Consider the following 15777-nt stretch of genomic DNA (forward strand, 5'->3'; position numbering starts at 1 on the left):
GGGCGGATTCAACCGCTCGTCGCAACACTCCGTGTATCGCTCACTCGGAGCAATTCGTCGAGGGTTTCTGCCGGTGTTTTCCAGCCGAGGGTTTTGCGGGGCCTTGTGTTGAGTGCAAGAGCCACGGCCTCCAGATCATCGGCATCGTGCATGCTGAGATCCGTCCCCTTTGGAAAGTACTGGCGCAGCAACCCATTCGTGTTCTCGTTGGTGCCGCGCTGCCACGGGCTGTGAGGGTCGCAAAAGTAGACCTGCACGCCTGCATCGATCTTCAGACGCGCGTGCTGAGCCAGCTCAGCTCCTTGATCCCAGGTTAGAGACCGCCGCAGTCGCTCGGGCATGGTGAAGATTGCGCGGGTGATGGCGTCTCGCACCGCCTCAGCGCCATGTCCGGCGAGTGCAGGTCCATTCTTCACGCGAGCATCCTGTTCCTGACCGGTCATGCGCGGCAAATGCAGCAGAATGGTAAAACGGCTCGTGCGCTCCACCAAAGTGCCGATCGCGGAACTACCGAGGCCCATGATGAGGTCACCTTCCCAGTGACCCGGCACAGCTCGATCGGCAGCTTCCGCCGGACGTTGACTGATCATGATCTCGGAAGGAATGAAGCTTCTGCCTTTGCGGGCGCGCGCCCTCGGCATCCGCAAGGCCCGCCCAGTGCGCAAGCAGGCCGTCAGTTCACGGCGCAAAGCTCCTCGACCCTGCACATAAAGGGCCTGATAAATTGCCTCGTGACTGATGCGCATCGTCTCATCCTCGGGAAAGTCGAGCCGAAGTCGCCGAGAAATCTGTTCCGGGCTCCATGCCGTCGCCCAGCGTCGGTTTTGCCGATGCACCGCCCGGCGGCCCTTCCACACGACCTTCGGGCCAACGAGGAGCGCCCCGTCTGGCTTAGCGATCATACCGGCAAGCCTGTCCTGCACATAATCCCGCAGGGTCGGGTTGATTGCCAACTTCGCAAACTTGGGCCGTCGGGCGGACTGATCAGCATGCCATTGTGCCGTGGTCGCCCGGTACTCTGGAGCGCCATGGCGGCGCGCCACATTGCGACGGAGCTCACGGGAGATCGTGCATGGAGGCCGGCCGAGCTGACGAGCGATGGCTCGCACCCCATGCCCCTGCGCGCGCAAGATGGCAATCTCCTCACGTTCGGCGAACGACAGGTAGCGCTCCGACCGAGGTTTGGACGATCGCGACAAATGTGTTGGCGGCATACCGCCCGCCCTCCGGAACCAGCGTACTCCGACCGACGGCGACACCCCGGCCTCAACCGCAGCATCCCCGCTCGATCGCCCCAAGGCAATCGCAGTCCAGAACGGTCTATAATCTTCTCGTAGGACCTCTCGGGGACGATCTGTCCGCACACGCTTCTCCATCGCAACCTCTTTTGCTCGAGTGTTGCGACGAGCGGTTGAATCCGCCCAGTACTCCGCGGCGATAGTTGGTGATACGACTGCGGCCTCTGGAATACTGGATTGCCCGCCTTCGCGGGCAATGACAGAGCGCGTAGCCCGGATGAGCGCAGCGACATGCGGGATTTTGCTTTTGGCCGGTCCCGGGTTTCGCTACGCTCACCCGGGCTACGGCTCCGCAATGTGAGGCGAGAATGACCCAACCGGCATCCCTCATCACCACCGAACAACTCGCCGCCATGCTCGGCGCGCCCGACCTGCGCATCTACGATTGCACGACCTACAACGAGCCGGTGCCGCAGGGTAGCGACGTGCCGTATATCGCCGTGTCCGGCGACAAGACCTTTGCAGCCGGCCACATCCCGGGCGCCGATTTCCTCGATCTGCAAGGCGAGTTCTCCGACACTTCCGTGCGTCCGTTCTTCATGATGCCGATGACCGCCCAGCTCGAGGCTGCCTTCGGCCGCCACGGTCTGGATGCATCCAAGACCATCGTACTCTACAGCATTGGCACCATGATGTGGGCGACGCGGTTCTGGTGGATGCTGCGTTCGCTCGGCGTCGATGCGCATGTGCTCGACGGCGGGTTCGACAAATGGAAGGCCGAGGGACGTGCGATCGAGACGGGCGCGCCGAAGGGATATCCGGCTTCCAGCCTCAAGGCCGCGCCGCGTGCCGGCTTTTTCGTCGACAAATCCGCGGTGATGGCAGGGATCGGCGATCCCGCGACTGTCATCGTCAACGCGCTCGGCCCGCAATTCCATCGCGGGCTGGAACCGAGCCGCTATGGCCGGCCCGGTCGCGTTCCCGGCAGCGTCAACGTTCCTGCGGCCACGCTGGTCAATTCTGCCGACAAGACACTGACCACACTGGCCGATGCCGAGGCGAAGTTTGCTGCGCAAGGCGTCACGCGCGACAAGACAGTGGTCTGCTATTGCGGGGGTGGCATCTCCGCCACGATCGATCTCTTCCTGCTGACGCAGCTCGGCTATGACAAGCTCACCCTCTATGACGGCTCGATGGGAGAATGGGCGAGGGATCCGGCGCTCCCGATCGAGACGGATTGAAGAGGGTTTGGTCGCGGCGCTGCAGTGATATGCTGCGGCAATAAAGCCGGGAACCTTTTCGGCGGGCGTGCATCCAATGGCTAAATTGGAGACGAGTCCATGAAGCCCCAACGGACCGCAACTGGCCTACCCACTGAGGCCGGGACATCGGCAAAGACGTCCGAAGCCGAGCTGATCAACCGCGCACGGGCTCGCGACGAGGCGGCGCTGCGCCTGATCATGCAGGCCAACAACCGCAGGCTCTATCGCCTCGCGCGCGGCATTCTGCGCAGCGACAGCGAGGCCGAGGACGTGGTGCAGGAGACCTATGTCAGGGCCTTCACCCATCTCGATGGCTTTCGCGGCGAGTCCGGTCTTTCGACCTGGCTGTCGCGCATTGCCATCAACGAGGCGCTCGGCCGGACGAGGGGCCGGAGACCGCATGTGGAACTTGATGCGCTGCCAGAGGCGACCCTCAATGCCGAGATCATCCAGTTTCCCCTTTCCTCCGCTTCAGCCGATCCGGAAAAGTCCATGGCCCAACGTGAGATCCAGCGCGTCGTCGAGCACGCCGTCGATGAATTGCCGGAAGCCTTCCGCATGGTCTTCATCGCACGCGTGATGGAGGGAATGAATGTGGAGGAGACGGCCGATTTGCTCGGCGTCAAGCCCGAGACGGTGAAGACGCGGCTGCACCGCGCCCGCACCATGCTGCGCGAGAACGTCGAGAAGAAGATCGGCCCGGTGATGATGGACGCGTTTCCGTTTGCCGGTCAGCGCTGCGAGCGCCTGACCGAGGCCGTGCTGAGACGGCTCGGCCTCGGCCTCTAGATCGGACCTCGCTTTTTCGGGAACCTCGGCTGCGAATGACCATCCAATCCCTGTGAAGAAACGCGCCGGGAAAGCCGGCGCCACAGGAGTGTTAGACATGTTCATCCGATGGAGCGCGGCGGTCGCCACGATCGCCCTACTGATCAGCCCTGCGCTGGCGCAAGGCGCAAAGCCGACCGATCCGCAGATCGCGCATATCGCCTACACGGCAGGCGTGATCGACATCAACGCTGCCAAGCAGGCGCTGAAGAAGGCCAAGAGCAAGGACGTGAAGGCGTTCGCGGAAGACATGGTGCGCGACCACGAAGCGGTCAACAAGCAGGCGCTCGCGCTGGTCAAGACGCTCAACGTGAAGCCTGAAGACAACGACACCAGCCGCACGCTGTCGAAGCAGGCGAGCGACAAGCTTGCCGAACTCGGCAAGCTGAACGGCGCGGCCTTCGACAAGGCCTATGTCGAGAACGAGGTCGCCTATCACAAGACCGTCAACAGCGCGCTGGAGACACAGCTCATTCCCGCCGCCAACAATGCGGAGCTCAAGGGCCTGTTGCAGACGGGCTTGAAGATATTCCAGGGGCACGAGCAGCACGCCGAGCACGTCGCGGCGGAGCTGAAATAGGGAGCGCGCGATGAAGCCGGGGCGATTTCCTTCGATTGCGCTTGCGGTCGCGTTCCTGTCGATGGTCGTCCCGGCGCACGCCGGGACCGTTCAGATCGTGATGGAAAATCTCGTGATATCGCCGGCTGAGGTGTCCGCGAAGGTCGGCGATACCATATCGTGGATCAACAACGACGTCTTTGTCCACACTGCCACTGCGAAGAACGGGGACTTTGACGTGACTCTGCCGCCTAAGAAATCGGCGACATTCATCGTGAAGAAGGCGGGAACTTTCGATTATTACTGCCGCTATCATCCCAACATGAAAGCGACTCTCAAGGTCGAGCCGTGACGAACAGGCGATTCGCGTTCCCGGTCGTATCGGGAAAACCTACCGGCCGGCTCCAGACTAATGCTTATCTGCGGAAGGCCGCTTCCGTGCGATAAAGGCAGCGGACTTCGCGACCTCCCGCAAAGTCATTCATCCGATGACTGGCCCCGTCCGTGTGGCGGGGTCATTTTTGAGCGGGCTTACTGCCGGGCTATTCCGACTGAGAATTCGCCGTTGCGCACGCGGCCGGGCAGGCCCTCGACGAATTTCGCCACGGCGTCCTCGCCATAGGTGCCGACGAGTTCCGCGAACGCCGCGAACAGGCTCGCCTGCGCCAGGCAATCGCCGTCGACGCCGTCATGGCGTGCCTCGGCCCAGGCCTCATTGAGATAGCTGAGCGCAGCCTGTTTCTGCTCGTGATCGGGCAGCGGCGCGCGGTCGGGGGCGTAGGAAATCGGCTGGCTCATGAAACTCGACAAGGCTTGAGGCGCGATCCACGGCGATGCGCTGTACGAGAGGTGTAGCACGCGTATTAACGCCGCCTAGGCCACATCTTTAGGAAAGGTTAATGGCGGTGGACAAAGACGGCGTCGTTGTTCCCCGGCGGCTTCGTCCCAACGCTCGAGGCTCGTGGTGAGGACGCGGGTCAACCACTCTCGTCATTCCGGGACGTTCCGTCAGGCGCGAGCCCGGAATCCATCGCACGGCGGTTTCTATGGCCCGATGGATTCCGGGCTCGCGACTTTCGTCGCGCCCCGAAGTGACGGCGGACCTCAGTTCGCGTAACGCGCGGTGAGGTCGCGCGAGATCTTCGAGCCTTCCTCGATGTAGCGGCGGATCGCGACGGTGGCCGCCGGGGTGCAGCTCCGGTAGGTCTGCTGAAAGCCGTTATAGCCGCGGTTGAAGCCGGCGATCATGCGGGTGCGGCGCTCGCCGGAGGGGGTTTCGGCGTCGATCAGCGCCTGCATCTCGTTGCGCCATTTGTTGCCCTCATTGGCCCCGCAGATGCCGCGCAGGTAATGCAGCCCGCCGAGGATCTCGGCCAGCCGCTGCAAATCGGCGTCGAACGGCGCTGCCACGTCCTGGGCCCGGGCAGGCGCCCCGGCGCAGGCGAGAATCAGGGCAAAAACGGCCAGAAATCGCGTGGACATCGGCCGGTGTATGCCCCCTCCCGACGGTGGACGCAAGGCGCGGTGAGGGGCGCAGTGAACGCGCCCTCCCTCCCCCGCAAGCTGGAGAGGTGCAGCGGAGCTCGCGGACGGGTTTATGAGCCGACCAGCCGTGCCGCCGCCTGGATGACCTCCTCCAGGCCCCCCGTCAGCTTGAGGTCGCCGAGGCCGGCAAGGGCGTCGGGAGCGATCCAGCGGTAATCGTCGAGTTCCTCGTTCAGACGCGGTTCCCTGGCGATCCAGCGGGCAGCAAAGGACATGATGAGGTAATGGCCGGCCCCGCCTGTGGACGGAAGCACCTCGCGCCAGCCGGCAAGGCCTATGATCTCGATATCGAGCCCGGTCTCTTCGTCGACCTCGCGCTCAAGCGCCTTGTGCAGCGATTCGCCGAACTCGACCCGGCCGCCCGGCAGCGAATAGAACCCTTTTGCCGGCGAGCGGGCACGGCGGGTCAGAAGCACCTTGCCGCCGCGGAAGATTGCGGCGCTGACCGCGAGCTGGGGATGGGTGGGCTGCACGGTGCCGGTCACGACTTTAGTTCGCCATGATGGTGTCGACGTCGGCTTCCGCGCCGCCATTGATGATGCCGCCGCAGGCGGCGATCAGTGGCTTGACCCAGAGGGAGGCCTGCTCGGCGAGGCGGACGCGGGTGGTGTCCTTCTCGACCTCGCGCATGGCCGAGCCGACCGCGGTCAGGATCGAGGTCATGGTGTCGGTGATGTGGTCGAACTGCGCGCGCACGGACGGATCGGCCTTCTCATAGGCTTCGATCGCGAGATCGCGCGCCTTGAAGTTCGAGGCGGTGAAATGCTCGGCATAGGACAGCGGCGTCCAGGTCAAAAAATCGTCCGCGCATTCCGGCATGTCCGGGACCATTTCGAGCAGCATCACGGCTTCATTGAAATGGTTCAGATAGTCGGTGGCAAGCCCGGTCCGCGGGTTGATGTTGGCCACGCGCAGACGCTCGGCCCAGGCCGCAGCCTCGGGGCCCGTCTGTACATGCGTCCGCGCGGGTGCTGAGACCGTTGAGCTCATCGGCCGCAGTGTTAACGTTCGGGGTTAAAAGGACCTGAACGGAACCTATATAGGCCTCCAAGGATGTGCGGACGTTTCGTCATAACTTCGGCCCCCGCGGCTTTGCGGCAACTTTTCGGCTATATCGAGCAGCCGAATTTCCCGCCTCGGTACAATGTCGCGCCGACACAACCGATTCCCGTCGTGCTGGTCGAGAACGGCGCGCGTCACTTCCGCCTGATGCGCTGGGGCCTGTTGCCGAGCTGGGTCAAGGATCCCCGGGGATTTACGCTCCTGATCAATGCCCGCTCCGAGACGGTGCTGGAAAAGCCCGCCTTCAAGAACGCGATTCGCAGGCGGCGCGGCCTGATCCCGGCCGACGGCTATTACGAGTGGAAGGCCGTCGAGGGCCGCAAGCAGCCCTTCTTCATTCACCGCGCCGATGGCGAGCCGCTCGGTTTTGCCGCGGTGTTCGAGACTTGGGTCGGGCCGAATGGCGAGGAGCTCGACACGGTCGCGATCGTCACGGCGGCGGCGAGCGAGGATCTCGCCACGCTGCACGACCGCGTGCCCGTGACGATCAGCCCGCGCGACTTCGAGCGCTGGCTGGATAGTCGCGGCGACGAGATCGACACGGTGCTGCCGCTGATGGCGGCCCCGCGCATCGGCGAATTCGCCTGGCACCCGGTCTCCGCCCGCGTCAACCGCGTCGCCAATGACGACGCGCAACTCGTGCTGCCGATCAGCGCCGAAGAAATGGAAGCGGAGGCGCCGAAGCCGAAGAAGATGGCGCGAAAAGCCGCGGCCACGTCGGCGGACGACGGGCAGGGCTCGTTGTTTTAGGCGAGCTGTTGCCGTTCACGCCGCTGTTGCGCGCCGGACAAGCGGAGAAATGGTGGGCATGGCGCGTTGCGCCTTTTGCCCACCCTGCGACTGAAAATAATCGTTGTCAGGACAATGCAGGATCAGGCCGCGGCGACGGCTGATCCGAGCGCGGCGTTGCTGAAGGCCTTGCCCCCGATCCCCCAGCCGCCGTCCACGGCATAGTTGACGTTGGCGAAGATGTGCTCGCGCTTGATGCGTCCCTCGGCCGCCGCCTCGATGATCGCCGTTCCCTCGGAGATCCAGGCGTCCTTCAGCTCCTGCGTCGGCAGCACGAACGATGGCACCTTGAGCTCGAACACCGCGATATCAGCGGGTTTGCCGCCGGAGTAGGTGCGGCTCTTCGGAACTACCGTCACCTCGCCGATGACGTTCGGCGTCATGAAGCGGTTGCCGGTCAGGCCGTGCAGCCGCAACAGCAGCTCGGTGAGCTTGCCGAACGCCTCGGCTTCTCCGGCCGGCGTCAGCGCGCCTTCGGGAACGATGATTTGGATGGGCATGTCAGTTCTCCAGCTTTGAACCGTAAGATAACGGTCGTTATATAAAACATAACGATCGCTATTGCGTCAAGGGCAATATAACGATCGCTATCGATGAGGTGATTGGCGATGGCACGACCGAGGAAGGATGAAGGCGACGCGCGAGCGCGGCTGGTGGATGCGGCCGGGCGTGGCTTCCGCACCGGCGGATTCGGCGGCGCCGGAGTGGACGCGCTCGCAAAGGGGGCAGGCCTCACGTCCGGGGCATTTTACGCCCATTTCGATTCCAAGGCAGATGCGTTCCGGCTTGCGGTAGCGGACGGGCTGGCGTTCCTGCGCGGCGGCGTCAGTCAGTTTCAGGAGCGTTACGGCAGCGGCTGGCGCGATCCGTTCATCGATTTCTATCTGGGTGAGCGGATGGAGGTCGGCCTCGATGAAGCCTGTGCGCTACCCAGCTTTTCATCAGACGTTGCGCGTTCGGACGCCGCAACGCGCGCCGTCTATCAAGCGGAGCTGGAGCGCCTGGTGGATCTGGTTTCACATGGTTTCCGCGGCGCGCATGCGCGGCAGCGGGCGCTGGCGCTGCTTGCGATTCTGACTGGGGCGGCCGACCTGGCGCGCGCGGTGAAGGACGATGGCATAAGACGGGACATCCTCGCCGCGGCGAAGGTTGCAGCCAAGGCAATCTAGCCCGCGCGAATCCGCTCGGATGCTCAGACGATCTCGCGCGTACGCAGGTCGGCGATCTCCGAAGCGTCATAGCCGAGTTCTCTCAGCACGGCGTCTGTATCCGCGCCCAACTCAGGTGCCATGCGGTCGAGCTTGCCGCCGCCATGCGCGAGCCGAAAGCCACTGCCGGCGAAGCGCAGGCGGCCATAGGGCGTGTCGAGCTCCTGGATGGCGCCGCGCGCTGCGATCTGCGGATGGTCGATGATCTCCTCGATCTTCCAGATGCTGGCGCAGGGTGCGCCGGCGTCTTCCAGGATCGTCTCCCATTCGCGCGCGGGCTTTGCCGCGAGTGCCTGTTCGATGATGGCGCGCAGCGCAGGCTCGTTCTCGTTGCGCGAGAACCAATCGGCAAAACGCGGGTCCGAGAGCGTGTCCTCGCGGCCGAGCGTGCGCATCAGCGCGCGGTATTGCTTCTCGTTGTTGACGGCGAGCAGGATGTAGCCATCGCCGGCCTTGAACAGGTTCGCCGTGGTCTTGCGGCTCACCGCCTGATTGCCCGAGAGCTGCTGGCGGTGGCCGGCGACCGACCAATCGGCGATCTGACCGGAGAGAAAAGCCAGCGTCGCCTCCAGCATGGAGACGTCGACGAGCTGTCCCTTGCCGGTGCGGTCGCGCTGGTACAGCGCGCTCGACACTGCAAACGCAGCGGTCGCGCCCGACAGCACGTCGCAGACCGCAAAGCCGGCGCGCGTCGGTCCGGTCTCGGGATGGCCGGTGATCGCCATGATGCCGGACAGCGCCTGCATCTTGCCGTCATAACCGGGCCGCAAGCGATCCGGGCCGGTCTGGCCGAAGCCGGAGACCGCGCAGTATATCAGTCTCGGATTGATCGCGGAGAGCGCCTCATGGCCGATGCCGAGCTTGTCCATCACGCCCGGCCGAAAATTCTCCATGACGACGTCGACCTCTGCGGCGAGCTTCTTCACGATGCCGATGGCGTCGGGCTTTTGCAGATCGAGCGTCAGGCTGCGCTTGTTGCCGTTGATGGCCTGGAACGCCGGCGCCAGCCCGCGCTCGGCCCATTCGCGCGACAGCGGCGTGCGGCGCATGTCCTCGCCCTCGCGCCGCTCGACCTTGATGACGTCGGCGCCGAGCAGCGCGAGCTGGTAGCTCGCATAGGGGCCGGCTAGCACTTGCGTGAAATCCAGGATCTTCACGCCCTCGAACGGTCGTGTCACGCTGCCTTCCTCCCTGATTTTTTTGGTGTGGAGCAGACGACGTCAGGCGGCGCGGTTGCCGCGCGCGATCTCCTTCTGCTTGTCGAACTCGGCGCGGCGCCGCGCGAGCTCTTCAGGGCTGAGCTGCGCGACGTTGTTGTAATCGAGCTTCCAGGAGGCGTCCTCGCTCCAGCGCAGCGGCGACTGCATCGTCGTCTGGGATCCGCTCGCCGTCTCCAGCAGCCTGAGCGCCAGCTCGAGCGTCTGCGCCTGCGAGGCGACGTCATGCGGCTTGCCGGCGGAATTGCCGAGCGGGAAGTCGCTGAACAAGAAGCGCGGCACGGCGGCGTGCTCGATGATGTCCTTGGCGCAGCCCATGATCACGGTCGGGATGCCGTTCTGCTCCAGATGCCGCGCCACCAGCGCCGTGGTCTGGTGGCAGACCGGGCAGTTCGGCACCAGGATTGCGACATCGACCTCGTCGGCGAGGCAGCGTGCCAGGATCTCCGGCGCGTCGGTGTCGAGGGTGACGCGATGGCTGCGGTTGGTCGGTGCGCCGAAGAAACGCGGGGCGACTTCGCCGATGCGCCCGGCGGCGGACGCCTTCAACAGCTGCGGCAGCGGAAACCAGGTGCCGCTGTCGGTGGCCGAAGTGTGCTTGCGGTCGTAGCCGATGTGCGAGATGCGTAAGTCGTGCTGCTTGGCGGTGTCGCCGTCATAGACCTGGTAGAACTTCGCGCTGCCGTTATAGGCGGCGCCCGGTCCCTGATCGCCCTTGGTCGGATCGAAAGGAGCGGCCGTCGTGATGACCGTGACGCGCGACCGCGAAAGTTGCTTCTTCAGCGGCTGGAACGGCGCCTCGACATGATGTGCCCAGCGATACGGCGTGGTGTACCCGATCGCCGCGTAATAATCGCGCGTGCGCTGCATATAGGGGACGGGAGAGTCGTAGTCGGGCGCAAAGCCGAATTCGTCGTCGCGCGGAGCGGACATGGAGCGCGTCTCCTCTGGTTCTTGTTGGCGCCAGACTAGAGATAGTCGGCGAATTGCTCAACGGGGGGTGAGGAAGCGCAGGTCTGAATTGCAATTAGCGAAGAAAACTGCATCAGCGGTGTCACTTACCCTCCACCTCCAGGTAGGGCGATCGCATATGAGAGAGAGTTTGGCAGGCAGGCTCCTTGCGGCCCATCCTTCGAGACGCCCGCTTTTGGCGGGCTCCTCAGGATGAGGTCTTTCCCTCGCGGCGAGATCCCAGACCCTCATGGTGAGGAGCGCCGCCTTACGGCGCGCGTCTCGAACCATGAAGGCCGAGCGCGTTCCCGCCGCAAGAGCATATGCGATAGCCCTGCCCTGGAGGGGGAGGGGAGGAGGCAGCTCGCAAGCTACCTGAAGATATGCAGTGCCGCGTGTTGCAGCAGCATGATCGTCTTCGCGTCCACGATCCGCCCGTCAGCGATCATCGCGAGCGCGTCGTCGATCGACAACTCCAGCACCTCGATGTCCTCGCCCTCATGGACGAGACCACCGCCGTCGCTGACCCGCATCTCCGGCTCATACTCGGCGATGAAGAAATGCATCTTCTCCGTCACCGCGCCGGGGCTCATGAAAGCCTCGAAAATCTTCTGCACGTGGTGGAGGCGATATCCGGTTTCCTCTTCGGTCTCGGCGCGGATGCGCTCTTCCGGAGAGGCATCGTCCAGCACGCCGGCGGCCGCTTCGATCAGCAGATCGTCGTAACCGCGGATATACGCCGGCAGACGGAACTGGCGCACCAGGATCACCGTGCGCCCTGCGCGACTGTAGGGCAGCACGGCTGCGGCGTTGTCGCGTTCATAGGTTTCCCGGTGCTGCGTCTGCCACTCGCCATTGGCGCGCCGGTATTCGAACGTGGTGCTTTTCAGGACAGTCCAATTGTCCGAGAGCACGCGGACGTCCTTGATGCGGACGCGGTCGGAAAGGGTCATCACTGTCTTCCAGATACAAGCTAAGGTGTCGGATCGCGGCCGTCGAGCCACTTTTGGAACATCACCGAGGTGGATTCCTCGAAGCCGAGCGACTGGTAGAATGCATTGGCCTGCGCGTTCTCGCGACGGACCAGGAGCTGGAGCTTCGCGATGCCGGCTTGGCGCAACCAGTCCTCCACCGCGGCCATGATGACGCGGCCGTAGCCGCGCTTACGGCAATCGGGATCGACGGCGACGTAATAGACCCAGCCCCGATGGCCGTCATGGCCGACCATGGCGGTCGCAACGATCGCACCGCCATCACGGCCGATCAGGATCGTCGAGTTGTCGCGGCGCCGCGCCAGCGCGATGTCGGAATGCGGGTCATTCCAGGGCCGCGTCAGGCCGCAGCGCTGCCACAGCGCAACGACGGTTTCGACATCGGTATCGTCGATCGGGGCGATTGCGAGCGGAGCAGGGGAGAGAGGGGCGTTCACAGCACTTTACCGGGGTTCATAATTCCAAGGGGGTCGAGCATCGCCTTGATCGCGCGCATCAGCTCGATCGCGGTCTTGTCCTTCACGTCGGGCAGCTCGTCGCGCTTGAGCACGCCGATGCCGTGCTCGGCCGAGATCGAGCCGCCCATGCGCAGCACGATCGCGAACACCACGGCGTTCATCTCGTGCCAGCGCGCGAGGAAATCCGCGCTGTCGGCGCCGACGGGCTGGCTGACATTGTAATGCAGATTGCCATCACCGAGATGACCGAACGGCACCGGTCGCGCGCCCGGGATCAGCTTGACCACCGCGGCGTCGGCCTCGGCGATGAAGGCGGGCACGGCGGCGACCGGCACGGATATGTCGTGCTTGATCGAGCCGCCCTCCGGCTTCTGCGCCGCCGACATCTCGTCGCGCAGCTTCCAGAAACCGGCGCGCTGGGTGAGATTGGCCGCGATCACGGCGTCGTCGACGATCTCCTCTTCCATGGCGCGGCCGAGGATCGATTCCAGTGGCGTGCGGGCGTCCTCGCCCGGCGAGGACAATTCCATCAGCACGTACCAGGGATGTTTCTCTTGAAGCGGATCGCGCACGTCGATGCCGTGGCGGATCGAGAAATCGACCGCCATCTCGGACAGCAGCTCGAAGCTCGTCAGTGCGTTGGCAGCCTCGCTCTGCGCGATCGTCAGGAGTTTTAGCGCCGCGTCCGGCGACTTCAGCCCGACGAACGCCGTCTCGACCGCCCGCGGCTTCGGGAAAAGCTTCAGGGTCGCCGCCGTGATGATGCCGAGCGTGCCTTCGGCGCCGATGAAGAGGTTGTGCAAATTGTAGCCGGTATTGTCCTTCTTCAGCTTCGACAGCACATTGAGCACGCGCCCGTCGGCCAGCACCACCTCGAGCCCTAGCGCCATCTCGCGTGCGACGCCATAGGCGAGCGCGGCGGTGCCGCCGGCATTGGTCGAGAGATTGCCGCCGATGGTGCAGCTTCCTTCAGCGCCCAGCGACAGCGGAAACAGCCGGTCGACCTCGGCCGCCTTCTGCTGCGCGATCTGCAGCACCACGCCGGCCTCGCAGGTCATGGTGTTGGAGGCGGTGTCGACCTCGCGGATCTTGTCCAGCCGGCGCAGCGACACCACCACCTCGCCATTGTGCGGGGTCTGTCCGCCGACGAGGCCGGTGTTGCCGCCCTGCGGCACCAGCGCGATTCTGTGCTCGGAGGCGAGCTTGCAGATCGCGGAAATTTCCGCGGTCGAGCCCGGACGCAACACCAGCGGCGAGCGGCCGTGGAACAAATTGCGCTCCTCGGTGACGTAGGCCTCGATATCCGCGGCATCGGTGATCGCGTGCCGGTCGCCGACGATCTTGCGGAATTCTTCGATCAGCTCCGGCGCAAGCGGAGGTGGGGCTGATTTATTGATGTTCATATCGTCTTCTTTCATTCCGCTTCTTGTCTTCTTGCGCATAGCCGTTACACATTTTGCACTAACGCGGCCCTCTGGAGCCGGATCATGCGCTAGCGCGCCACGGCCGCGCGGCGCAGCCGGTCGTTTATGGCTTCGCCCAAGCCTTCCTCGGGAATTGCCATCACCGCGATAGCCCGCGGACCCTTGGCATCGAGAGTCCGAAGATAGCCGAACAGATTGGCGGCGGCTTCATCGAGATCACCGGCGCGCGACAGATTCATGACAGCCGCCGCGGCCTCGAGGCCAGGCAGGCGCGCGGGGCCGAACGCCAGCAGCGCTTCGCCTGGGGACACGTCGCGCGCATTCAGCCGCACGCAGGCGCGCGGGGCGTAGTGCGAAGCCAGCATGCCCGGCGCAAGCGGCTGCGAATCGTCGCTCTCGTCGGCGGGCGGCCGCGCCAGCGGCACGCCCAGCACGGCCTCGATCCGCTCGCGCGAAAGCCCGCCGGGGCGCAGCAGCATCGGCGCCTCGAAGCAACCGATAATCGTCGATTCGACGCCGACCTCGACCGGCCCGCCATCGACGATCAAATCGATGCGCCCCGAAAGGTCGCTTTCGACATGGGCGGCCAGCGTCGGCGAGACATGGCCGGAGATGTTTGCAGACGGCGCCACCACGGCTCCGCCAAAGGCGCGCAGGATCGCCTGCGCGACCGGGTGGGCAGGAATGCGGATCGCGACCGTATCGAGGCCTGCGGTGGCCAGCTCAGCCACCGGGCAGCCTTCGGTCTTCGGCACCACCAGCGTCAGCGGCCCCGGCCAGAACGCCTCCGCAAGCTTCAAGGCGCGGGCATCGAACCGGCCGATCCGCCGCGCGGCGGCAAGGTCGGCGACATGCGCGATCAGCGGATTGAAGGCCGGCCGTCCCTTCGCGGCGTAGAGATGGGCAATCGCGGTCGCATTGGCGGCGTCCGCCCCGAGCCCATAGACCGTCTCGGTCGGGAATGCGACCAGCCCTCCGGCCGCAAGCGTCCGGGCCGCAGCCTCCGAGGCCGCCTGGCCTGCCGGCAGAATCAGCGTTTCCAGATCCATTTTCACTGAGACAAAATTCCTCAAACCCGCCGCTTGCGGTGCGTCAAACCCGACGCTATAAGCCGCCTTCTTGTCGGAGTGTGGCTCAGCCCGGTAGAGCACTGCGTTCGGGACGCAGGGGTCGCAGGTTCGAATCCTGCCACTCCGACCATTCTTCCAAAAGTTACCGTTTTCCAGAGGCTTGGCGGACCGGCCGCCGCCCCTTGTGGGCCTTCTTGCACGGATTTTGCGGACGGGTCCACGCCGGATTTGAGCGGGCAGAGGGGCCTGCCGACGCGGCATGGCTACCGTCTGCTGGGCTATCCCACCGGCCACGGTGCGAATGAGACGATACGCTTGGCCTTGATGCGGCCGTGCACCCAATAGCTCGAATCGAAGCTCAACCTCGCGCCATCGCGGTGGATATCGATAGCACAATCGAATGTGCCGTTAACGCAACTCCCGGCTGCCGACCCTTATCTACTTCCGCAGCAACTCGCTCAGCGCTGCCGTCGCCTCGGCGCAGCGGATGTCGTCGATCTCACGCGATAGGCTGAGCGCGCTCGACTTCAGCTCCTCGATCTTCCAGCTCTCCGGGTGCTGGCTCTCGAGTTCATTGAGACGCTTGTTCAGATTATCCAATCTGGATTGGAGCTGCCCAACGTTGGTGGCCCCATTCACTTTCCAGATTCTTTGCGCACGCATCGAGATTCCCCGCATTTCGCACGGCGTTGTGAGCGGGGTTCGTGGCTGCAATGGGAGTTTCTTTTGTTCGGCGTTTGATTGTCGGGAACCGTTGCAGTTCAGCAACGACAATGTTCCGCGTCGGAACTCGCTACCGTCGCGCCACCAGCACGCCCAGCAGGAACGCCACCAGCAATGAGGGCAGCGGCGCTTCGCGCACCATGCCGCGAACGATGTCGGGCCAGTGCTGGTCGGGGACGATGCTCGGCGACCTGATCTCGGTTGCTGACTCGATGCCCCAGTCCGAAGCAAGTTCGGCGATCTCCCTTCCGGCCAATTGCGAGCCGTCGCGGACGCGGAAGATGGCGGCCTCGGAGCGGTCGCGTGGCGCGAGCGCCATCAGCGTCGCGATGGCGGTGCGCAGCGTCATCTCGCCGTAACCTTGCAGCCTCACCGACTCCTCGGGGTCGGGTGTCATGCGAACGTCTTCCTCATAATGCGAAATGGCTGGCGATGGTGAACACCGCCGTCG

General features: G+C 64.4%; 20 protein-coding genes and 1 tRNA gene. 7 read left to right on the forward strand and 14 right to left on the reverse strand.

Features of this window, described 5'->3' with window-relative positions; translation table 11 throughout:
• Positions 1–8: 8 nt before the first annotated feature.
• A complete protein-coding gene (locus tag AXW67_RS19435) occupies positions 9–1376 on the reverse strand; it encodes an IS30 family transposase (RefSeq protein ID WP_201723621.1) in 1368 nt (455 codons plus the stop codon).
• A gap of 230 nt (positions 1377–1606) precedes the next feature.
• Between AXW67_RS19435 and AXW67_RS19440 the strand changes: the two genes are divergently transcribed.
• From AXW67_RS19440 to AXW67_RS19455, 4 genes are all read left to right on the forward strand, one after another.
• Complete coding sequence (locus AXW67_RS19440; protein ID WP_063679161.1) at positions 1607–2479, forward strand: sulfurtransferase; 873 nt, start codon at positions 1607–1609, stop codon at positions 2477–2479.
• 99 nt (positions 2480–2578) lie between these two features.
• A complete protein-coding gene (locus tag AXW67_RS19445; protein WP_063679162.1) occupies positions 2579–3289 on the forward strand; it encodes an RNA polymerase sigma factor in 711 nt (236 codons plus the stop codon).
• A 97-nt stretch (positions 3290–3386) separates the two neighbouring features.
• Positions 3387–3908 carry a DUF4142 domain-containing protein gene (locus AXW67_RS19450; RefSeq protein ID WP_063679163.1) on the forward strand — a complete coding sequence of 174 codons (522 nt, stop codon included), beginning with the start codon at positions 3387–3389 and terminating at the stop codon, positions 3906–3908.
• 10 nt (positions 3909–3918) lie between these two features.
• The gene (locus AXW67_RS19455) at positions 3919–4239 is read left to right on the forward strand and encodes a cupredoxin domain-containing protein (protein ID WP_063679164.1); all 321 of its coding nucleotides are present in this window, start codon (positions 3919–3921) and stop codon (positions 4237–4239) included.
• Positions 4240–4418: 179 nt separating this feature from the next.
• On the opposite strand, the gene AXW67_RS19460 is transcribed toward AXW67_RS19455, so the two are convergent.
• The 4 genes from AXW67_RS19460 to AXW67_RS19475 form a co-directional block, all read right to left on the reverse strand.
• Positions 4419–4685, reverse strand: a complete 267-nt coding sequence (locus AXW67_RS19460) for a hypothetical protein (protein WP_027553757.1) — start codon at positions 4683–4685, stop codon at positions 4419–4421.
• A 306-nt stretch (positions 4686–4991) separates the two neighbouring features.
• Positions 4992–5369 carry a TIGR02301 family protein gene (locus AXW67_RS19465; RefSeq protein WP_027553756.1) on the reverse strand — a complete coding sequence of 126 codons (378 nt, stop codon included), beginning with the start codon at positions 5367–5369 and terminating at the stop codon, positions 4992–4994.
• 113 nt (positions 5370–5482) lie between these two features.
• Positions 5483–5917 (reverse strand): NUDIX hydrolase, encoded by a 435-nt coding sequence (locus AXW67_RS19470; RefSeq protein WP_063679165.1) that lies wholly within the window; start codon positions 5915–5917, stop codon positions 5483–5485.
• Positions 5918–5921: 4 nt separating this feature from the next.
• Complete coding sequence (locus AXW67_RS19475) at positions 5922–6422, reverse strand: hypothetical protein (protein ID WP_027553754.1); 501 nt, start codon at positions 6420–6422, stop codon at positions 5922–5924.
• Positions 6423–6485: 63 nt separating this feature from the next.
• Here AXW67_RS19475 and AXW67_RS19480 point away from each other — a divergent pair, with 63 nt between their 5' ends.
• Positions 6486–7244 (forward strand): SOS response-associated peptidase, encoded by a 759-nt coding sequence (locus AXW67_RS19480; protein WP_063679166.1) that lies wholly within the window; start codon positions 6486–6488, stop codon positions 7242–7244.
• Positions 7245–7366: 122 nt separating this feature from the next.
• Here the strand turns inward: AXW67_RS19480 and AXW67_RS19485 are convergent, their stop codons facing one another.
• Complete coding sequence (locus tag AXW67_RS19485; RefSeq protein ID WP_027553752.1) at positions 7367–7783, reverse strand: hypothetical protein; 417 nt, start codon at positions 7781–7783, stop codon at positions 7367–7369.
• A gap of 108 nt (positions 7784–7891) precedes the next feature.
• Between AXW67_RS19485 and AXW67_RS19490 the strand changes: the two genes are divergently transcribed.
• A complete protein-coding gene (locus tag AXW67_RS19490; RefSeq protein ID WP_063679167.1) occupies positions 7892–8452 on the forward strand; it encodes a TetR family transcriptional regulator in 561 nt (186 codons plus the stop codon).
• A 23-nt stretch (positions 8453–8475) separates the two neighbouring features.
• On the opposite strand, the gene AXW67_RS19495 is transcribed toward AXW67_RS19490, so the two are convergent.
• The 6 genes from AXW67_RS19495 to AXW67_RS19520 all read right to left on the reverse strand — a co-directional run bounded on the left by AXW67_RS19495 (position 8476) and on the right by AXW67_RS19520 (position 14582).
• The gene (locus AXW67_RS19495) at positions 8476–9669 is read right to left on the reverse strand and encodes a CaiB/BaiF CoA transferase family protein (protein ID WP_027553750.1); all 1194 of its coding nucleotides are present in this window, start codon (positions 9667–9669) and stop codon (positions 8476–8478) included.
• A 42-nt stretch (positions 9670–9711) separates the two neighbouring features.
• On the reverse strand, positions 9712–10641 hold the full coding sequence (locus tag AXW67_RS19500) for a glycine/sarcosine/betaine reductase selenoprotein B family protein (protein ID WP_063679168.1): 930 nt from the start codon (positions 10639–10641) through the stop codon (positions 9712–9714).
• A 389-nt stretch (positions 10642–11030) separates the two neighbouring features.
• Entirely contained in the window at positions 11031–11612 is a 582-nt protein-coding gene (locus AXW67_RS19505; protein WP_063679169.1) for an NUDIX hydrolase, read from the reverse strand.
• 20 nt (positions 11613–11632) lie between these two features.
• Positions 11633–12088: a GNAT family acetyltransferase gene (locus tag AXW67_RS19510; RefSeq protein ID WP_063679170.1), complete on the reverse strand. Its 456-nt coding sequence runs from the start codon at positions 12086–12088 to the stop codon at positions 11633–11635.
• Positions 12085–13512 carry an FAD-binding oxidoreductase gene (locus AXW67_RS19515; RefSeq protein ID WP_063679248.1) on the reverse strand — a complete coding sequence of 476 codons (1428 nt, stop codon included), beginning with the start codon at positions 13510–13512 and terminating at the stop codon, positions 12085–12087. The genes AXW67_RS19510 and AXW67_RS19515 overlap by 4 nt, the downstream gene beginning before the upstream one ends.
• A gap of 89 nt (positions 13513–13601) precedes the next feature.
• A complete protein-coding gene (locus tag AXW67_RS19520) occupies positions 13602–14582 on the reverse strand; it encodes an L-threonylcarbamoyladenylate synthase (protein ID WP_082907964.1) in 981 nt (326 codons plus the stop codon).
• Between the two features lie 74 nt (positions 14583–14656).
• On the opposite strand from AXW67_RS19520, the gene AXW67_RS19525 reads away from it, so the two are divergent.
• Positions 14657–14733: transfer RNA gene (locus AXW67_RS19525), tRNA-Pro, on the forward strand.
• A gap of 308 nt (positions 14734–15041) precedes the next feature.
• Here AXW67_RS19525 and AXW67_RS19530 read toward each other — a convergent pair.
• Positions 15042–15266 (reverse strand): hypothetical protein, encoded by a 225-nt coding sequence (locus AXW67_RS19530; protein WP_063679172.1) that lies wholly within the window; start codon positions 15264–15266, stop codon positions 15042–15044.
• A gap of 130 nt (positions 15267–15396) precedes the next feature.
• Positions 15397–15723 carry a hypothetical protein gene (locus AXW67_RS19535; protein WP_027553743.1) on the reverse strand — a complete coding sequence of 109 codons (327 nt, stop codon included), beginning with the start codon at positions 15721–15723 and terminating at the stop codon, positions 15397–15399.
• Between the last annotated feature and the right edge of the window lie 54 nt (positions 15724–15777).

Origin of the sequence: Bradyrhizobium neotropicale (genome assembly GCF_001641695.1) — a bacterium.
Taxonomy (GTDB): Bacteria; Pseudomonadota; Alphaproteobacteria; order Rhizobiales; family Xanthobacteraceae; genus Bradyrhizobium; species Bradyrhizobium neotropicale.